The following is a 15,568-nucleotide window of genomic DNA, read 5'->3' as shown; positions in this document are numbered from 1 at the left end:
CAGCCGAGTCCATCCGGACACCATGGGCCCGGACCCGACGCCGGCGCCGCGCCTGTTCAGCGTCGGCGCGGGCCCGAGATACACATCAGGCATCACCGGTGCCGCGAGCCTTGCGGCCAGCGCCATCGGTGAGCATCGCGACGCACGCGATCACGCCTGGCTTTCAACGCCACACAAGGTCAGCGTGTCCGTGCCAGCTCGCAGACAAGACGACGTCCGAAGACGCTTCAGTGCGCCACTTCCGCAAACGCCTCGCGCGCGGCGGCCAGCGTGGCCTCGATCACTGCCGCGTCGTGCGCGCTGGACATGAAGCCGGCCTCGTACGCCGACGGCGCCAGATACACGCCCCGCTGCAGCATCGCGTGGAAGAAACGGTTGAAGGTGGTGATGTCGCAGGCAGTGGCCTGCGCGTAGCTCTCCACGATCTTGTCGGTGAAGAACAGCCCGAACATGCCGCCGACCTGATTGGTGGTGACGGCAATGCCGGCCGCGCGCGCGGCATCTTCCAGTCCCTCGCACAACACGCTGGTGGCCTCGCTCAGGCGGGCGTGGAAGCCCGGCTCCTGCACCAGTTCCAGCATCGCCAAGCCGGCCGCCATCGCCACCGGGTTACCCGACAAGGTGCCGGCCTGGTAGATCGGGCCGGCCGGAGCGATCTGCTCCATCAAGTCGCGCCGGCCGCCGTACGCGCCCACCGGCATGCCGCCGCCGATGATCTTGCCGAAGGTGCTCAGGTCCGGGGTGACCCCGTAATGCGCCTGCGCGCCACCGAGCGCGACGCGGAAACCGGTCATCACCTCGTCGAAGATCAGCAGCGCGCCATGCCGGGTGCACAGCGTGCGCAGATGCTGCAGGTAGCCGGCCTGCGGCGGAATGCAGTTGGCGTTGCCGACCACCGGTTCGATGATCACTGCCGCCACGTCGGCGCCGATCTCGTCGAACATGGCGGTGGCGCCTTCGAAGTCGTTGAAACTGAGGGTGGCGGTCAGCTCGCTCAGGCCGGACGGCACGCCCGGCGAGGTCGGCACGCCCAGGGTCAGCATGCCGCTGCCGGCCTTGACCAGGAACGAGTCGCCATGGCCGTGATAGCAGCCTTCGAACTTGACGATGCGGTTGCGCCCGGTGGCGCCGCGCGCCAGGCGCACGGCCGACAGCGTGGCTTCGGTGCCGGAATTGACCATGCGCACCATCTCGCAGGACGGCACCAGCCGGTGGATTGTCTCGGCCATGGTGACTTCGGCCGCACACGGTGCACCGAAGGACAGGCCGTCGCGGATCGCGCGCTCCACCGCTTCGCGTACTGCCGGGTGATTGTGGCCGGCAATCATCGGCCCCCACGAGCCCACGTAGTCGATGTAGCGGTTGTCGTCCACGTCATACAGATACGGGCCATCGGCGCGCGCCACGAAGAACGGCTCGCCGCCGACCGACTTGAACGCACGCACCGGTGAGTTGACGCCGCCGGGCAGCAGCGTCTGCGCCTGGGCGAACAGGGCGTGAGAGCGGGTGTGGTTCATGCGCGCAGATCCTTGAGTGGTACCGAGTGGGGGCGGCGCGACCCGATTGCGGGCAGCGCACTTGCCATTGTCAGGCTTGCGGCCCCTATCCGCCTACCCACCAGGTGCCTGCCTACCCGTCGGAGCGGGCGGGTAGGGCAACCCGGCTGCCTATGATCGAACGGGACGGTATCGACGGTTTGGCATGAGCAGATGACCCGCGGTCATTGGCCTCCTGCGGCGGATGTTCAGAGAGTGTGATTCCGGTAGCCATTGGCGCCGTTCATTTTTGTCGCGTTGCCGACAGTTCCAGACTTGGGGGAGACAGCATGAACCGTAGTATCCAGAAGCGTGCCTTGGCGTTGGCGCTGGTCATGGCCATGGGGAGCGTCCACGCGCAGTCCACCAGCGGCAGCATCGTCGGCAGCGTGGGGCAGAGCAGCGGCACCAGCGTGCTGGTGGAAAACAACAGCGGGTTCAGCCGCGAAGTACCGGTGGATGCGCGCGGCCGTTACACCGCCGGCAACCTGCCGCTGGGCACCTACAAAGTCACCGTCAAGCGCGATGGCGCGGTGGTGGAGACGCGCGAGAACGTCGCGATCACCGTCGGCGCCAACACCGACGTCTCGTTCGCCGCCGCAGCGGGTAGCGGCATGCAGACCCTGGACAGCGTGACCGTCACCGCCGCAGGCCTGACCACCATCGACGTCAGCAGCGTGGACACCCGCACCGTGGTCACCGCCGAGCAGTTGCAGCAACTGCCGCTGGGCCGCACCGCCGAGGCAATCGCGCTGCTCGCACCGGGCGTGGTGGTCAACAGCGGCGGTTTCGACAATGGCCCGCTCGGCGGCTCGCTGCCCAGCTTCGGCGGCTCGGCCGCCAGCGAAAACGCCTATTACCTCAACGGTTTCAACACCACCACCATCAGCAACAACCTGGGCGGCCTGACCCTGCCGTACGGCGCCATCGACCAGCAGGAAATCTTCACCGGCGGCTACGGCGCGCAGTACGGCCGCGCCAATGGCGGCGTGATCAACCAGATCGGCAAGCGCGGCACCAATGAGTGGAAGTTCGGCGCGGCGGTGATCTGGGAGCCGAACGGCCTCAAGGCCAATCAGCGCGACATCTACTGGCGCCCGGACAGCCAGGGCAGCACGATCAACAACGCCGCCTACCGCTACGCGCGCTCGGCCAATGGCCTGTATCAGCCGGCGAGCGAGGCCGAAGCCAACCAGACCACCTACAGCGCCTATGTCGGCGGGCCGATCATCCAGGACAAGCTGTTCTTCTTCCTGGCCGCCGAACAGGTGGATTCGGACGGCGTACGCGTCGGCACCAATCGCGACACCGACAACGGCCGCACCGGTGGTCTGACCGATTACGACTACAAGCAGAAGCGCTGGTACGCCAAGGTGGACTGGAACATCACCGACAACCACCTGATCGAGGTGACCGGCGCCAGCGACGAGGCAGAGACCAACGGGTCGATCTACCGCTACGACTATGTCAATCGCCAGCGCGGCAGCTATTTCACCGACGAGTCCACCTGGAAGACCGGGCCGACCTTGTTCACCGGCAAGTACACCGGCTACCTCAGCAACAACCTCACCGTGACCGCGCTGTACGGCAAGATGAAAACGCCCGACGAGCTGACGCCCTTCAACTACAACGCGGCCGGCGGGCCGGTCATCAACAGTGCCGCGCTGCAGAATCCGGCCTACACCGGCGGCACACCGCGCATCGGCAATCAGCTGGTCACCTCGGTCAGTTCACCGGATCGCGAATACAAGAAAGACAATCAACGCCTGAATCTGGAATGGCGCATCGGCCACCACACGCTCAACTTCGGTATCGATAACCAGAAGTCCGAGGGTATCGATGTGGGCTCGGTGCTGTCCGGCCCGGGCTTTGCGTGGACCTATGGCCAGACCAACGATCCCAATGGCCTGCGGACTGGCGGGCTGGTCAGCCAGTCGGCCAACGAAGCCGGCGGCATCGGCGCGCCGAGCCCGGGCCTGGTCGATCCGGTCAACGGGTCCAGCGGCTATTACGTGGTGCGCAACATCAACACCAGCCTGTATTCCTACGAGGCCAAGCAACGCGCCTATTACATCGAAGACAAGTGGCAGGTCACCGACAACCTGCTGCTGAGCATCGGCCTGCGCAAGGACGAGTTCACCAACTACACCCCGTTCGGCGACCCCTACATCGAAGTGGATAACGCCTGGGCGCCGCGGCTGGGCTTCAGCTGGGACGTCAACGGCGATTCCAGCCTGAAGGTGTTCGGCAACGTGGGCCGTTATTACCTCGGCCTGCCGTTGTCGGCAGTGAGCCTGTTCACCCCGGCCACCACCACCGATACCTACTTCACCTACAGCGGCATCAACGCCGATGGCACGCCGATTCTGGCGCAGCAGCTGGGTTCGGCCGTGTCGGCCAATTCGCGCTTCGGCCGCATCGCCGACGTGCGCACCGCAGTAGTCAAGGACATCGAGGGCGAGAACCAGGACGAAGTCATCCTCGGTTTCACCAAGCAGCTGGACACCGGCTGGGTGCTGGGCGTGCGCGGCACGCACCGCCGCCTCAATGCGGGGATCGACGATCAGAACTACGACGTTTCCAATACGGCGTTGATCGCCGCTGCGGCCGCGCAGGGCGTGACCATCGACTCCTCGCAGGTTGCCGGTGCATCGCTGATCAATCCGGGCCAGACCAACACCTGGGGCGTGATCGGCACCGATGGCCAGTTCCATGAAGTGTCGGTGAGCCGCGAGGCGGCCGGCTTCCCGAAGTTCAAGCGCAATTACTCGGCGGTCGAATTCAATCTGGAACGTCCGTTCGACGGCAAGTGGTACGCCAAGGTCAACTACGTGTGGTCGCATAGCTACGGCACCACCGAAGGTCAGGTGCGTTCTGACCTGTGGCGCACCGGCGGCGCTTTGGGCAGCTACCAGGGCCAGGCCTCGGTCTCCACCACGCAGAGCTGGGACCACGCGGCGCTGATGGAACACTTCAACGGCGACCAATCCAACGATCATCGCCACCAGCTCAAGTTGTTCGGCTTCTACCAGTTCACTCCGCAATGGGGCGCGTCGGCCAACTTCAGCCTGATCTCGGGCGCGCCACACAATTGCCTGGGCAACTACTACGGCGACAACTACACCGGCACCGACCCGGCCGGCTACGGTGGCAGCGCGATCACCGGCGGTCCTTACCACTACTGCTACAACCCGGAGACCGGTACCGGCGTAGCATCGCCTCCCGGCTCGCAGGGGCGGCTGGGCTGGATCGCGCAGCTCGACATGGGCGTGACCTACAAGCCGGCATTCGCCGCCGGCAAGCTGGCACTGCGCTTTGACGTGTTCAACATCACCAACGAGCAGACCGCAACCAACATCTACCCGTTCTCGCAGTTGCCCGACAACACCACCAATCCGCTCTGGGATCAGGTCGTGGCCTACCAGGCACCGCGCTCGGGCCGGGTGACATTGAGCTACGACTTCTAATCGCGGCAGGCGATAAGGTCGGTCCCGGCAGCGACGCGTGATGGCACGCGTCGCTGCCTTGTTGTCTGTACGTCACGCCGCTCTTCGTATGCGCTGTTGGAGGATTGGTCGTGCGCATAGATCGGTTGTAGAGCGGTTAATCTGCAGTTTGGCTGCGGGGCCCTTGCCCGCCCACCATCGCGGGACACGCCGCAAGTACGTCCGTGTAGGCTCTTACGCGGCATCCATGCCGCGTAAGGTCCCGCGACGGTGGGCGGGCAAGGGCCAGTCGGGATAGTGGGTGTGCATGGTTTTGGATAAAGCAACCGACTGACTTTCTGGTGGGTGTCCTCGCCGCGCCCTCTACGCTGTGAGTTTGCTGCGGGGTCCTTGCCCGCCCACCATCGCAGGACACGCCGCAAGTACGTCCTTGTAGGCTCTTACGCGGCATCCATGCCGCGTAAGGTCCCGCGACGGTGGGCGGGCAAGGACCGGTCAAGATGGTCGGCGTGCGTGGTTGCAAGCAGGGCATGGCGTGCGCTGGTCGAATCACTATGCATCAACCAGCTTCCCGCCACCTCCCTATCGCAAGCCGGGCAGTGGACAAGCTTTCAACACGCGACCTGCAAGCGCCTCATCTGCCACCGTAAGCCGCGCAACAAGCTCTCAAGAAAACAGCCGGCAAATTTCCTGGTGCGGTGTCCTTGCCGATTGCGGGGCCCTTGGCGGCATGGATGCCGCCAAGCAGCCTCCACGGACGGATTCACGGCGTGTCCCGCGAGCGGTGAGGGCACTGCGCCCTCGACCAACCGAGCTTTTGACTGCATCTAATAAACAACGCTTCGACTCGAGTCTCGGTCTCTTGTGTCTTCGCTTGCGCGTGTCGCGGGTGACGTCTGTCGTCTGCCAGCCACGCTAGCGTGCAAACCCGGCCCGATATGCCTGCACTGCCGCGAGCGGGTCAGGCGCGGCGTACACGCCGCTGACCACCGCAATCAATTCGGCACCTGCAGCCGCCAATTCGGGCACCTGCGCAGCCGCGATGCCACCGATCGCCACGCGCGGCACTTCCAGCGCTGCGGCTTGCTGCAGCAACGCCGGCGTTGCGCGACGTGTCGTCACCTTGGTGGTCGTTGGGAAGAACGCGCCGAAGGCCACGTAGCTGGCACCGGCCGCGACCGCTGCGCGCGCGCGCGCGATCTCGTCGTAGCACGACACCCCGATGATGGCCTGTTCGCCCAACAGCGCTCGTGCGGCCGCCGCCTCGCCATCGTCTTCGCCCAGGTGCACGCCCTGCGCGCCCACCTGTCGTGCCAGCTGTGCATCGTCGTTGATGATCAACGGCACGCCGTGCGCAGCGCACGCCTCGCGCAGCGCGCTGGCCTGCTCCAGGCGCAGCGGCGCGGTGGCCTGCTTGTTACGGTACTGCAGCCAGGTGACAGCGGGCAGCAGCGGCAAGGTGCGCGCGATCAGGCGTGCGGTGTCGGGTTCGTCGGGCGTGATGAGGTAGACGCCGCGGGCGTTGTGCAGGTCGGGCATGGCAGCGCTTCCGGAAGCGGTGGGTGGGATGGGACAATGCAGCCCCACCGTTGCGTGACCGCGATTATCCGATGAGCGAGACATCCACGACCACCTACCGCACCTGGATGTGCGTCGTCTGCGGGTTTCTCTACCACGAGGCCGACGGCATCCCCGAAGAGGGCATCGCCCCGGGCACCGCCTGGCAGGACGTTCCCGACACCTGGACCTGCCCGGATTGCGGCGTGACCAAGGACGACTTCGAGATGGTCGAGATCGACTAAGAGCGGCCAACAAAACTACTGCGCCGCCGTCAGGCGGGCGCTGCGGTGCTCGGGATCGGCATGTACCACTCGTACACTCCGGTTCTGAGCGCGCCGTCCGCACCCACCTGACGACCGCTCTCTACCTTTTGTTCGCCGCTCTACTGTCTTGGCGGCTCAGCTGGGTCGCTGCGTTTTTCGCGCCACAACATCGCCGGCACACGTTCGCATGGCGCCGGCGAGGGCCTCGAAGGCTGTGTTTTCAGTGCGCGCGCGCGCGCTGACTGTTCAGCTCGACCAGATGCTCATGCAGATTGGTTGCATCCTGCGCACTGGGGTTGAGCTGCAGATAGCGCGACAGATCGTGGCGTGCACCGTTGCGGTGGCCCAGATGCAGATAGGCCATGCCGCGATCGCGTAGTGCCTCGGGCTGGTCCGGCACCAGCTTCAGGATGCGGTCGGCACTGCGCGCGGCGCGGTCCCAGTGCTCGGCATCGGCGTAGACGCCGTGCAGATTGCGCAGGATGCGAATCAGGATCGCGCGATGCGGTGCGGGGTCGAGGATCTGCGCCAGGGCGCGGTCGTCGGGGATCTCGCCACCCAGGTGCGGACGCGCGCGCTCGCGCAGCTCGTCCACGCCCAGCGGGCGGCCGCCGTTGAACGGATCCATGACCAGCACGCCGTCGTCCACTGGCAAACGCACCAGGAAATGCCCGGGAAACGACACGCCGGCCAGTGGAATGCCCAGCCGGCGCGCGACTTCGATCTGCACCATCGCCAGCGAGATCGGGTTGCCCAGGCGGCGCTCGAAGACCTGGTTGAGGTAGCTGTTGCGCGGGTCGTAGTACTCGTCGTGATTGCCCGAATAGCCCAGCTCGTCGAACAGGTAGCGATTGACCGCGGCCATCTTCAGCGGCCATAGGTCGATCGCCTCCACCTCGCGGCGCAGATGCTCGACGTGGCTTTGCACCAGCGTGTCGTACAGCTCGGCGTCCAGCTGCGGATACTCGTCGCGCGCGATGAGCAGCGCGGTGGACATCAACGGCACTGCGTCGTCGTCCAGGCTGGCGAGCGCGGTCCAATGGGGAAGTGGGAGCATGTCGACCATGCTGCCAAGAGTGTCGGCAAGCGGCGCGTGGTTCAAGTCCGGTACTTCCTGACAGGAAGGGCCTGTCGCGTGAGATTCACTTGAGCTTTGGGATATCCGGGCTCAGGGTCAGGCTGGCGCCGTCCTGCAGGTTGAGCCTGGCGGCCTGGCCGGCATTGAGTTCCAGCACATAACGGGCCGGGCGCTTGCTGGGGTAGGGCGGGCAGGCGTCGCCGGCCGAACACGGCGGCACGTCGCGCTGTTGCGACACTAGCCGACGCTCATTGTCGAAATACAGGATATCCAGCGCGATCTTGGTGTTTTTCATCCAGTACGCCAGCGGTTCCTGGCGGTCGTGGACGAACAGCATGCCGTGATCGTCCGCCATGGCATCGCGAAACATCAGGCCTTTGGCGCGGTCGGCATCGTTTTGCGCCAGCTCCACCTGGTAGCGCGTGCCGGCCAGTTCCACCCAGGTGCCGCCGCTGCTGGCGCAGCCGCTGAGCAGGATCAACAACGCAAGGGCGAGGAGGCAAAGACGGCGCATGCGGCATACCAGTGGGCGGGGATGCCGCACCATCTGCCAAGCGGCCGCGTGCGTCAAGCCGCTGTGGTGCGTCGTACCGTCATCGCAGGTGACAGGAGTCCGGCCCGCTGTCGCTTCGCAACGCGGGCCGCAACTGCGTATGCGCGTGCCTGCACGCGATCGCTCAGATCACCCGCAGCGGCTCGCCACCGACGATCACCACATCGGCCGGGCGACGCGCGAACAGGCCCACGCAGACCACGCCGGGAATCTGGTTCAAGCTGCGCTCCAGCGCCACCGGGTCGGTGATCTGCAGGTTGTGCACGTCCAGCACCACGTTGCCGTTGTCGGTGACCACGCCATCGCGCCATACCGGCTGACCGCCGGTGAGCGCCAGGATCTGGCGGGCCACCAGGCTGCGCGCCATCGGAATCACTTCCACCGGCAGCGGGAACTTGCCCAGCACCGGCACCTGCTTGCTCGGGTCGACGATGCAGATGAAGCGCTCGCTGGCCTCGGCAATGATCTTCTCGCGCGTCAACGCTGCGCCGCCGCCCTTGATCAGGCAACGGTTCGGGTCGCACTCGTCGGCGCCATCCACATACAGCGACAGATTGCCGGTGTGGTTGAGATCCAGCACCTCGATGCCGTGGCGCCTGAGCTGCGCGCTGCTCTGCTCGGAGCTGGACACCGCCCCCTTGATGCGGTGGCTGATGCGGCCCAAGGCATCGATGAAGTAGGCCACCGTTGAACCGGTACCGACCCCGACGATCATGCCGTCTTCCACGTAATCGATCGCTTTTTCGGCGGCCAGGCGTTTTGCTTCGGACATTTGGGGGCTCGGGATTGGGGAATCGGGAATCGGGATTGGGGAATCGGGATTGGGGAATCGCAAGAGCGGCTGGGCCGAGCCGGGATTTACAAATCGCAAATCCCGAATCTCTACTCCCGGCTACTCCATCGCCAGCAACAATTTCCACTGCGCGGCGGTGACCGGCAGGATCGACAGGCGGTTGCCGCGGGCGATCAGTGGGAAGCCTTCGCCCAGTGCGTCGGCCTGCTGCTTGATTTCGTCCAGTGCGATCGTGCGCTTGAGTTTGCGCTCGAAGGCCACGTCCACCAGCATCCAGCGCGGATCTTCGCGGGTGGCCTTGGGGTCGTGGTAGTCGGATTTGGGGTCGAACTGGGTGTCGTCCGGATACGCCGCGCTGGCGACCTTGGCGATGCCGACAATGCCCGGCACCTTGCAGTTGGAGTGGTAGAACAACACCCCGTCGCCGACATGCATGCCGTCACGCATGAAGTTGCGCGCCTGGTAGTTGCGCACGCCGTTCCACGGTTCGGTGCCGACGCGTTCCAGATCATCGATGGAAAACGTGTCCGGCTCGGACTTCATCAACCAGTAGCGCTTGCGGGCAGTCATACGGAAACGGCGTCGTCTTTCAGGAAGGTGGCGTGTTCGGTGCAGATCGCATCCACCGCCACGTCCCAGGATTCGGTGGGCAGGGCGGGTAGCTGCTGCGCGGCGAAGCCGACGCCGACCAGCCAGGGCGGCGGCGTCTGGCGGTGCCGGAACGCGAAGCTGCGATCATACCAGCCGCCTCCCATGCCCAGCCGCCGGCACTGCGCGTCGAAGCCGGTCAACGGCGTCACCACCAGCGCCATCTCCTCGGGTGCAAGCAGCTCGGCGCGTGCCACGTCCGGCTCGGGGATGCCGTAGCGGTTGCTGACCAGCCCCTGGCCCGGCCGCCACGGCGCAAAGCGCAAGACGCGCCCATCCAGCACCGGCAGGCAATAGCGCACGCCGGGCGGCAGGCTCAGTTGCCAGCGGTGCAGCGCGATTTCGCCATCCATTGCCCAGTACCCGGCCACCGCACCGGTCTGCGGCGCGAACGGCAGCGCCAGCAGGCGCTCGGCCAGCGCATCGGCGGCTGCCAGGCGCTGCGCTGCGGGCAGGCTGCGGCGCAGCGCGCGCAACTGCTGGCGCAAGGCGTCTCGGTCGTCGGTCATGGCGTCTCGCAGCGATGGGCGGAGGGATATTGTCGATCGCGTGGGCGCGCCTGCCTAGCTGCGTGTGTCCCACCGATCGCGGTGCCGGCAAGTCTCTCGCCTGTCGTTGGGCGCGTGCGTGCAGTACTTGCAACATTGCGCCGCATGCACGCACGCACGCACGCACGCACGCATGCCTTGGCGCAGTCATTGCAACAGCGGCGCAGCCGAACTGCGCGTGCCGCGCCTTTCAGGCACGCAAAAAGAAACGGCGCCCGAAGGCGCCGTTTCAGATTTGCATTCTCCGCCGTGAACGATGCGGGCGAAACGACCTTGAACCCGGGGTTCAAGTGGGGACGTTGTGAGGCCATCGGGCTTCCCGCTACAAGGCGGACTTGCACTCCCGGCTTCGTCGCGCCCCCGTGGTCGTAATTAAGGGACAAGGCGAATGTTTTGCACGCTGTCGTTTACAGCAGAGAACGCAGGTGAAGTATAGACCTCTGCTGCGCGATGGCTAGCCCATTCGTCGGCCGGCGCAATTGAAAGTTCATATTTGCGACGACAGTGCGAACTGCACCTCAACGCGGCGTGTCGGACACGCTGTCCAGGCGGCGATTCAAGCTGTCCAGCGTGTTGGCCAGTTCACGGTCGTATAGCGCTTGCTGATCGCGCAGCTGCTGCAATTCATGCGCCAGGTTGAGTGCGGCCAGCACCGCAACGCGGTCCACCGCTGCCATGCGATTGCTGCCGCGAATCTCGCGCATGCGCAGATCCAGCAGGCGCGCCGCAGCGGTGAGGCTCTCGCGTTCGTCGGCGGTGACGCCAACGGTGTATTCACGATCCAGAATACGCACGCTGACCGGCTCGTTGTTGCTCACGTGTGCTGCTCCAGGGATTTCAACCGCACGATCATCGCTTCCACGCGCGAGCGCGCCTGTTCGTTTTTGGTCAGCAATTGCGCACGCTCGCCGATCAACTGTTCCTGCTGGTGACGCAGGCTGCGGTTCTCGTCGGTCAACCGCTGGCTGCGCTCCACCAGGGCCTCCACACGGGCGGCAAGTGCGCGGATCTGGGCGAGGGCAGCGGCGTTGTCCATGCGCTCACGATAGGGGCGCGTGCGCGCGGCGGTCAAGCGCCCGATCGCAGCCCGCTTACCCGCCGTCAGGCCAATCCCGACAAGGGCTTGCGCTGCGCCCGGCGCGGCCGGCGTCACACGCGTTGAACCCGTATGGAACGCGCCGCTGGCGGCCGACGCGGGGTGCCTTGATACACTGGGAAGTCAAATCGCCGGCCCATGTGCCGGCACCTCCTGTTCCCAGCCTGGATGACCCGATGGATCTGCCTGATGTAACCGCTGTGCAAAACGAAAGTCGCCAGTTGGAGTTGGCTTCCTCCGCAGCGGAGTTGCATGGCGGGCTGTGCGGGTGGCTCTCCGGTGGCGGTGCCGACAGCGGCGACTGGCTGGCGCGCATTCTGGCCGACACCGCGCAGGTGGCGCCCAAGCAGGGCGGGGCGCTGGACCAGATGCGTCAGGCCACGGTGGCGCAGCTGGAAGACCGCGATTTCGCCTTCGAACTGCTGCTGATCGATGACGGTGCACCGCTGGCGGCGCGCACCGATGCCTTGTTCGACTGGTGTCGCGCCTTTCTGGGCGGCTTCGGCCTGGCGGCGCAGCAGCGCCCGGCACTGACCGAAGAGGGCGAAGAGGCGCTGCAAGACCTGGCGCGGCTGGCGCAGGCGTCCAGCGACGATTTCGATGCAGCCGACGAAGACGACACCGCCCTGGCGGAGATCGAGGAGTTCGTGCGCGTGGCGGTGCTGTTGCTGCATGGCGACTGCGTGATGGGGCCGCGCTTCCGCCAACGTCTGAACTGACCGCGTAACCGCCATGAAAAAACTCACCGGGATCGGCGCGGCCGAGTACGCGCGTCGGCGCAAGCAGCTGATGCAGATGGCCGGCGATCAGGCCATCCTGATCCTGCCGGCCGCGCCCGAGCGGGTGCGTAGCCACGACACCCACTACCCGTACCGGCAGGATTCGGATTTCTGGTATCTGAGCGGCTTCCCCGAGCCGGAAGCGGTGCTGGTGCTGGTGCCGGGCCGCAAGCATGGCGAGGCGATCCTGTTCTGCCGCGAGCGCGATGCCGAGCGCGAGGCCTGGGATGGCCCGCGCGAGGGCCAGGAAGGCGCGGTGGAGCGCTACGGCATGGACGATGCCTATCCCATCGACGATGTCGACGAGATCCTGCCGGGCCTGCTGGAAGGGCGCAGCCGCGTCTATTACCACTTCGGGCGCGATGTCGACTTCGACCTCAAGCTGATCGGCTGGCTCAAGCGCGTGCGCGAGCAGGTGCGCCACGGCGCGCAGCCGCCGCATGAATTCCTCGAGCTCGGGCATCTGCTGCACGAGCAGCGGCTGTTCAAGTCGCGCGACGAGATCGCATTGATGCAGCAGGCCGCCGACATCAGCGTGCGCGCGCATCGCGCCGCCATGCGGCTGGCGCGGCCGGGGGTGCACGAGTACGAACTGCAGGCCGAGGTGGAGTGCGCGTTCCGCGCCGCCGATGCGTGGCCGGCATACGGCAGCATCGTCGGCACCGGCAGCAATGCCTGTGTGCTGCACTACCGCGCCAACAACGCGCGCAGCCGCGATGGCGAGCTGGTGCTGATCGATGCCGGCGCCGAGTACCGCGGTTACGCGGCTGATATCACCCGCACCTTTCCGGTCAACGGCCGTTTCACCCCGGCGCAGCGTGCGCTGCACGATCTGGTCGGCGCTGCGCAGGCTGCCGCGCTGGCGCAGGCGCGCCCCGGCGTGCCCTACGAAGCCGGCCATCTGGCCGCGGTGCAGACCCTGACCGAAGGACTGCTGCAGCTCGGCCTGCTTAAGGGCAAGCTGGAGCGCAATATCGCCGACGGCCATTACAAGCGCTTCTATCGGCACAAGACCGGCCACTGGCTGGGGCTGGATGTGCACGATGTGGGCGACTACCGGTTGGCTGGCGACTCGCGTCTGCTCGAGCCCGGCATGGTGTTCACCATCGAACCGGGGCTCTACATCTCCGCCGACGACACCACGGTGGAGGCCAGGTGGCGCGGCATCGGCATTCGCACCGAAGACAATGTGCTGATCACCGCCGACGGCCATCGGGTGCTGACCGATGCGCTGGCGCGCAGCGCCGATGAGATCGAAGCGGAGATGGCGGACCGCGACGCGTTGCGCGCATAGCGCGGTCATGCCGCCATGAGCCGTCCTGACCTGGATCGGTGCATTGCCTTGCGAGCAACACGCGCACTGCCGGCTTGGTTGAGATTGCGCGGCGTATCCGGCTGAGGGCGGCGGCGTCGCTCGGCGCGCGCTGCGCCGGGCGCCTTGCAAACATGAGGCGCCCGGCCGTTGTGCTGCGCGCCGTTCTACTGGCCCAGCTGGGGCGTCTGGGTGCGTTCGGGCTGCTGGACCTGTTCGCCCGGCGTCACCAGTTGCTGCGCGCGTGCAAACGACTGCGCTTCCGGCGTGCTCAATGCCTGCTCGGTCTTCATGTGCGCGCGCAGATGCGCCGGGTTGGCCGGGTCGCCCTGCACCACGAACACGTTTTCGCCACCGTGCACGCCGCGATTGTTGGCCTCGCTCATCAGCACGTGGTCCACGCGCGACAGGCCGCCTTCCTTGGCCAGCGGCAACAGGGCGGCGCTGAGCCGGTCGCTGGTCTGGTCGGGTGTGCGTCCATGTGCCGCATCGATTGCATGCACGCCGCGCTGGATCTGTTGATACATCGGATGGTCGGGATGCGAGGACTGACGTGGATCGTTCATGGCAATGCTCCGTGCGGTGCGGAAGGATTCAAGGGGCGGCAAACACCGGGCGGGTCAGGTTTTCGGGCGCGCCATCGGTGCACACCACCTCGTCTTCGATACGGATGCCGCCGTAGGGTTTGAACTGCGCAACGCGTGCCCAGTCGACGCTGGCGGCGTGGCCGTTCTTCTTCACTTCGTCCAGCAGCATGTCGATGAAGTACACGCCCGGTTCGATGGTGACCACCATGCCCGGTTCCAGCACGCGGGTCAGGCGCAGATACGGGTGGCCGGCGGGGCGTTCGATGCGGCCGCCGCGGTCGCTGGCCGCAAAGCCTGCCACGTCATGCACCTGCAGGCCGATCAGATGGCCCAGGCCGTGCGGGAAGAATGCGGCGCTGACGCCGGTGGCGAGCGCAGCTTCCGGCGACACGGTGAGGATGCCGAAGTCCTTGAGGATGCCCATCAGGGCCAGATGCGCATCCACGTGCAACTGCTTGTAATCCACGCCGCTGCGCACGCCCTGGCCCATGCGCACCTGTGCGGCATCCACTGCATCGATCAGGGCCTGGAATTCGCTGCCGGGGTCGGCGGCATAGGTGCGGGTGATGTCGCTGGCATAGCCGTAGGCCGAAGCACCGGCATCGATCAGGAAGCTGCGCAGCGGCTGCGGCGGCTGCTGGCCGAGTTCGGTGTAGTGCAGCACCGCGCTGTGCTCGTTGAGCGCGATGATGTTGCCGTAGGGCAGTTCGTTGGCGTCCTGACCGACGGCGGCGCAGTAGGCCATATGGATGCCGAACTCGCTCTGGCCGGCGCGGAAGGCCGCTTCGGCGGCGCGATGGCCGCGCACTGCCAACTGCTGGGCGATGCGCAGCAACGCCAGTTCGTACGGCGTCTTGAACGCGCGCTGGTACTCCAGGTAATCGAGCACCGGCTGCGGATTGTTCGGCACATACGCACCGAGCGCGCTCTGCGCCTCGCCCAGGATGGCGCAACGGTCGATCTGCCTGGGCAGCAGCGCCAGGGCCTGGTCCGGGGTACGGATGATATGGATGTCGCAGTGCTCCACCCACCAGCCGCTGGGCGCGTCGGGCACCACATGCCAGTAGTCGAACGGCTGGCAGAAGATCAGCGTCGGGCGCTTGCCCGGGGTGTAGACCAGCCAGCTGTTGGGCACCCGCGTCAGCGGCACCCAGGCCTTGAACTGTGGATTGACCGCGTAGGGATAGTCGCGGTCGTCGAACACCTGGTAATGCAGGCTGCCGCTGGGCACCACCAGGTGGTCGAAGCCGCCGCGCTGCAGCGCCTCGTCGGCGCGCGCGGTCAGCGTGCGCAGGTGGTCGGAATACAGGTGGCTCAAGGACGGCTGGGGCATGCGGGGCTCGATCGGCAATGCAAAGACAGGTCGCGAT

At 66.2% G+C, this 15,568-nt stretch carries 15 protein-coding genes and 2 other RNA genes; 5 read left to right on the top strand and 12 right to left on the bottom strand.

From position 1 onward, the window contains the following. Window positions 1-227 precede the first annotated feature (227 nt). Window positions 228-1,517, bottom strand: a complete 1,290-nt coding sequence (gene hemL, locus ABQY74_RS16000; RefSeq protein ID WP_349792299.1) for a glutamate-1-semialdehyde 2,1-aminomutase — start codon at window positions 1,515-1,517, stop codon at window positions 228-230. A gap of 308 nt (window positions 1,518-1,825) precedes the next feature. On the opposite strand from hemL, the gene ABQY74_RS15995 reads away from it, so the two are divergent. After that, window positions 1,826-5,002 (top strand): TonB-dependent receptor, encoded by a 3,177-nt coding sequence (locus tag ABQY74_RS15995; RefSeq protein WP_349792297.1) that lies wholly within the window; start codon window positions 1,826-1,828, stop codon window positions 5,000-5,002. An 894-nt stretch (window positions 5,003-5,896) separates the two neighbouring features. Here ABQY74_RS15995 and thiE read toward each other — a convergent pair. Beyond that, on the bottom strand, window positions 5,897-6,520 hold the full coding sequence (gene thiE / locus ABQY74_RS15990) for a thiamine phosphate synthase (RefSeq protein WP_349792213.1): 624 nt from the start codon (window positions 6,518-6,520) through the stop codon (window positions 5,897-5,899). A 23-nt stretch (window positions 6,521-6,543) separates the two neighbouring features. Between thiE and ABQY74_RS15985 the strand changes: the two genes are divergently transcribed. After that, entirely contained in the window at window positions 6,544-6,783 is a 240-nt protein-coding gene (locus tag ABQY74_RS15985) for a rubredoxin (RefSeq protein WP_024938106.1), read from the top strand. 60 nt (window positions 6,784-6,843) lie between these two features. Next, window positions 6,844-6,920, top strand: a non-coding RNA gene (locus ABQY74_RS15980) — sX9 sRNA. A 104-nt stretch (window positions 6,921-7,024) separates the two neighbouring features. Here the strand turns inward: ABQY74_RS15980 and ABQY74_RS15975 are convergent. The 8 genes from ABQY74_RS15975 to ABQY74_RS15940 form a co-directional block, all read right to left on the bottom strand. After that, the gene (locus ABQY74_RS15975; protein WP_024938107.1) at window positions 7,025-7,906 is read right to left on the bottom strand and encodes a SirB1 family protein; all 882 of its coding nucleotides are present in this window, start codon (window positions 7,904-7,906) and stop codon (window positions 7,025-7,027) included. Window positions 7,907-7,946: 40 nt separating this feature from the next. Then, complete coding sequence (locus ABQY74_RS15970) at window positions 7,947-8,396, bottom strand: DUF192 domain-containing protein (RefSeq protein ID WP_024938108.1); 450 nt, start codon at window positions 8,394-8,396, stop codon at window positions 7,947-7,949. Window positions 8,397-8,559: 163 nt separating this feature from the next. Further along, window positions 8,560-9,207, bottom strand: coding sequence for a ribose-5-phosphate isomerase RpiA (rpiA, locus tag ABQY74_RS15965; RefSeq protein ID WP_349792210.1), 648 nt, complete (start codon window positions 9,205-9,207; stop codon window positions 8,560-8,562). 120 nt (window positions 9,208-9,327) lie between these two features. Further along, on the bottom strand, window positions 9,328-9,798 hold the full coding sequence (locus ABQY74_RS15960) for an EVE domain-containing protein (RefSeq protein ID WP_039512412.1): 471 nt from the start codon (window positions 9,796-9,798) through the stop codon (window positions 9,328-9,330). Further along, the gene (locus tag ABQY74_RS15955; protein ID WP_184229951.1) at window positions 9,795-10,385 is read right to left on the bottom strand and encodes a 5-formyltetrahydrofolate cyclo-ligase; all 591 of its coding nucleotides are present in this window, start codon (window positions 10,383-10,385) and stop codon (window positions 9,795-9,797) included. The genes ABQY74_RS15960 and ABQY74_RS15955 overlap by 4 nt, the downstream gene beginning before the upstream one ends. A 276-nt stretch (window positions 10,386-10,661) precedes the next feature. Further along, a non-coding RNA gene (gene ssrS / locus ABQY74_RS15950) (6S RNA) lies at window positions 10,662-10,846 on the bottom strand. Between the two features lie 96 nt (window positions 10,847-10,942). Continuing rightward, window positions 10,943-11,242 carry a cell division protein ZapA gene (locus ABQY74_RS15945; RefSeq protein ID WP_016903560.1) on the bottom strand — a complete coding sequence of 100 codons (300 nt, stop codon included), beginning with the start codon at window positions 11,240-11,242 and terminating at the stop codon, window positions 10,943-10,945. After that, complete coding sequence (locus ABQY74_RS15940) at window positions 11,239-11,460, bottom strand: TIGR02449 family protein (protein ID WP_024938110.1); 222 nt, start codon at window positions 11,458-11,460, stop codon at window positions 11,239-11,241. The genes ABQY74_RS15945 and ABQY74_RS15940 overlap by 4 nt, the downstream gene beginning before the upstream one ends. Before the next feature lie 236 nt (window positions 11,461-11,696). Here ABQY74_RS15940 and ABQY74_RS15935 point away from each other — a divergent pair, with 236 nt between their 5' ends. Both ABQY74_RS15935 and ABQY74_RS15930 read left to right on the top strand, forming a co-directional pair. After that, entirely contained in the window at window positions 11,697-12,239 is a 543-nt protein-coding gene (locus tag ABQY74_RS15935) for a YecA family protein (RefSeq protein ID WP_016903562.1), read from the top strand. Between the two features lie 13 nt (window positions 12,240-12,252). Beyond that, window positions 12,253-13,593: an aminopeptidase P N-terminal domain-containing protein gene (locus tag ABQY74_RS15930; protein ID WP_039519200.1), complete on the top strand. Its 1,341-nt coding sequence runs from the start codon at window positions 12,253-12,255 to the stop codon at window positions 13,591-13,593. 185 nt (window positions 13,594-13,778) lie between these two features. Here ABQY74_RS15930 and ABQY74_RS15925 read toward each other — a convergent pair whose 3' ends face one another. Further along, window positions 13,779-14,177: an XVIPCD domain-containing protein gene (locus ABQY74_RS15925; protein WP_054592124.1), complete on the bottom strand. Its 399-nt coding sequence runs from the start codon at window positions 14,175-14,177 to the stop codon at window positions 13,779-13,781. Between the two features lie 28 nt (window positions 14,178-14,205). Continuing rightward, window positions 14,206-15,531 carry a Xaa-Pro dipeptidase gene (pepQ, locus tag ABQY74_RS15920; RefSeq protein WP_349792207.1) on the bottom strand — a complete coding sequence of 442 codons (1,326 nt, stop codon included), beginning with the start codon at window positions 15,529-15,531 and terminating at the stop codon, window positions 14,206-14,208. Window positions 15,532-15,568: the final 37 nt, after the last annotated feature.

Origin of the sequence: Xanthomonas sp. WHRI 7064 (genome assembly GCF_040202355.2) — a bacterium.
Taxonomy (GTDB): Bacteria; Pseudomonadota; Gammaproteobacteria; order Xanthomonadales; family Xanthomonadaceae; genus Xanthomonas; species Xanthomonas arboricola.
The sequence above is the reverse complement of the archived record's forward strand: the minus strand, read 5'-3'. Positions and strand labels throughout refer to the sequence as shown.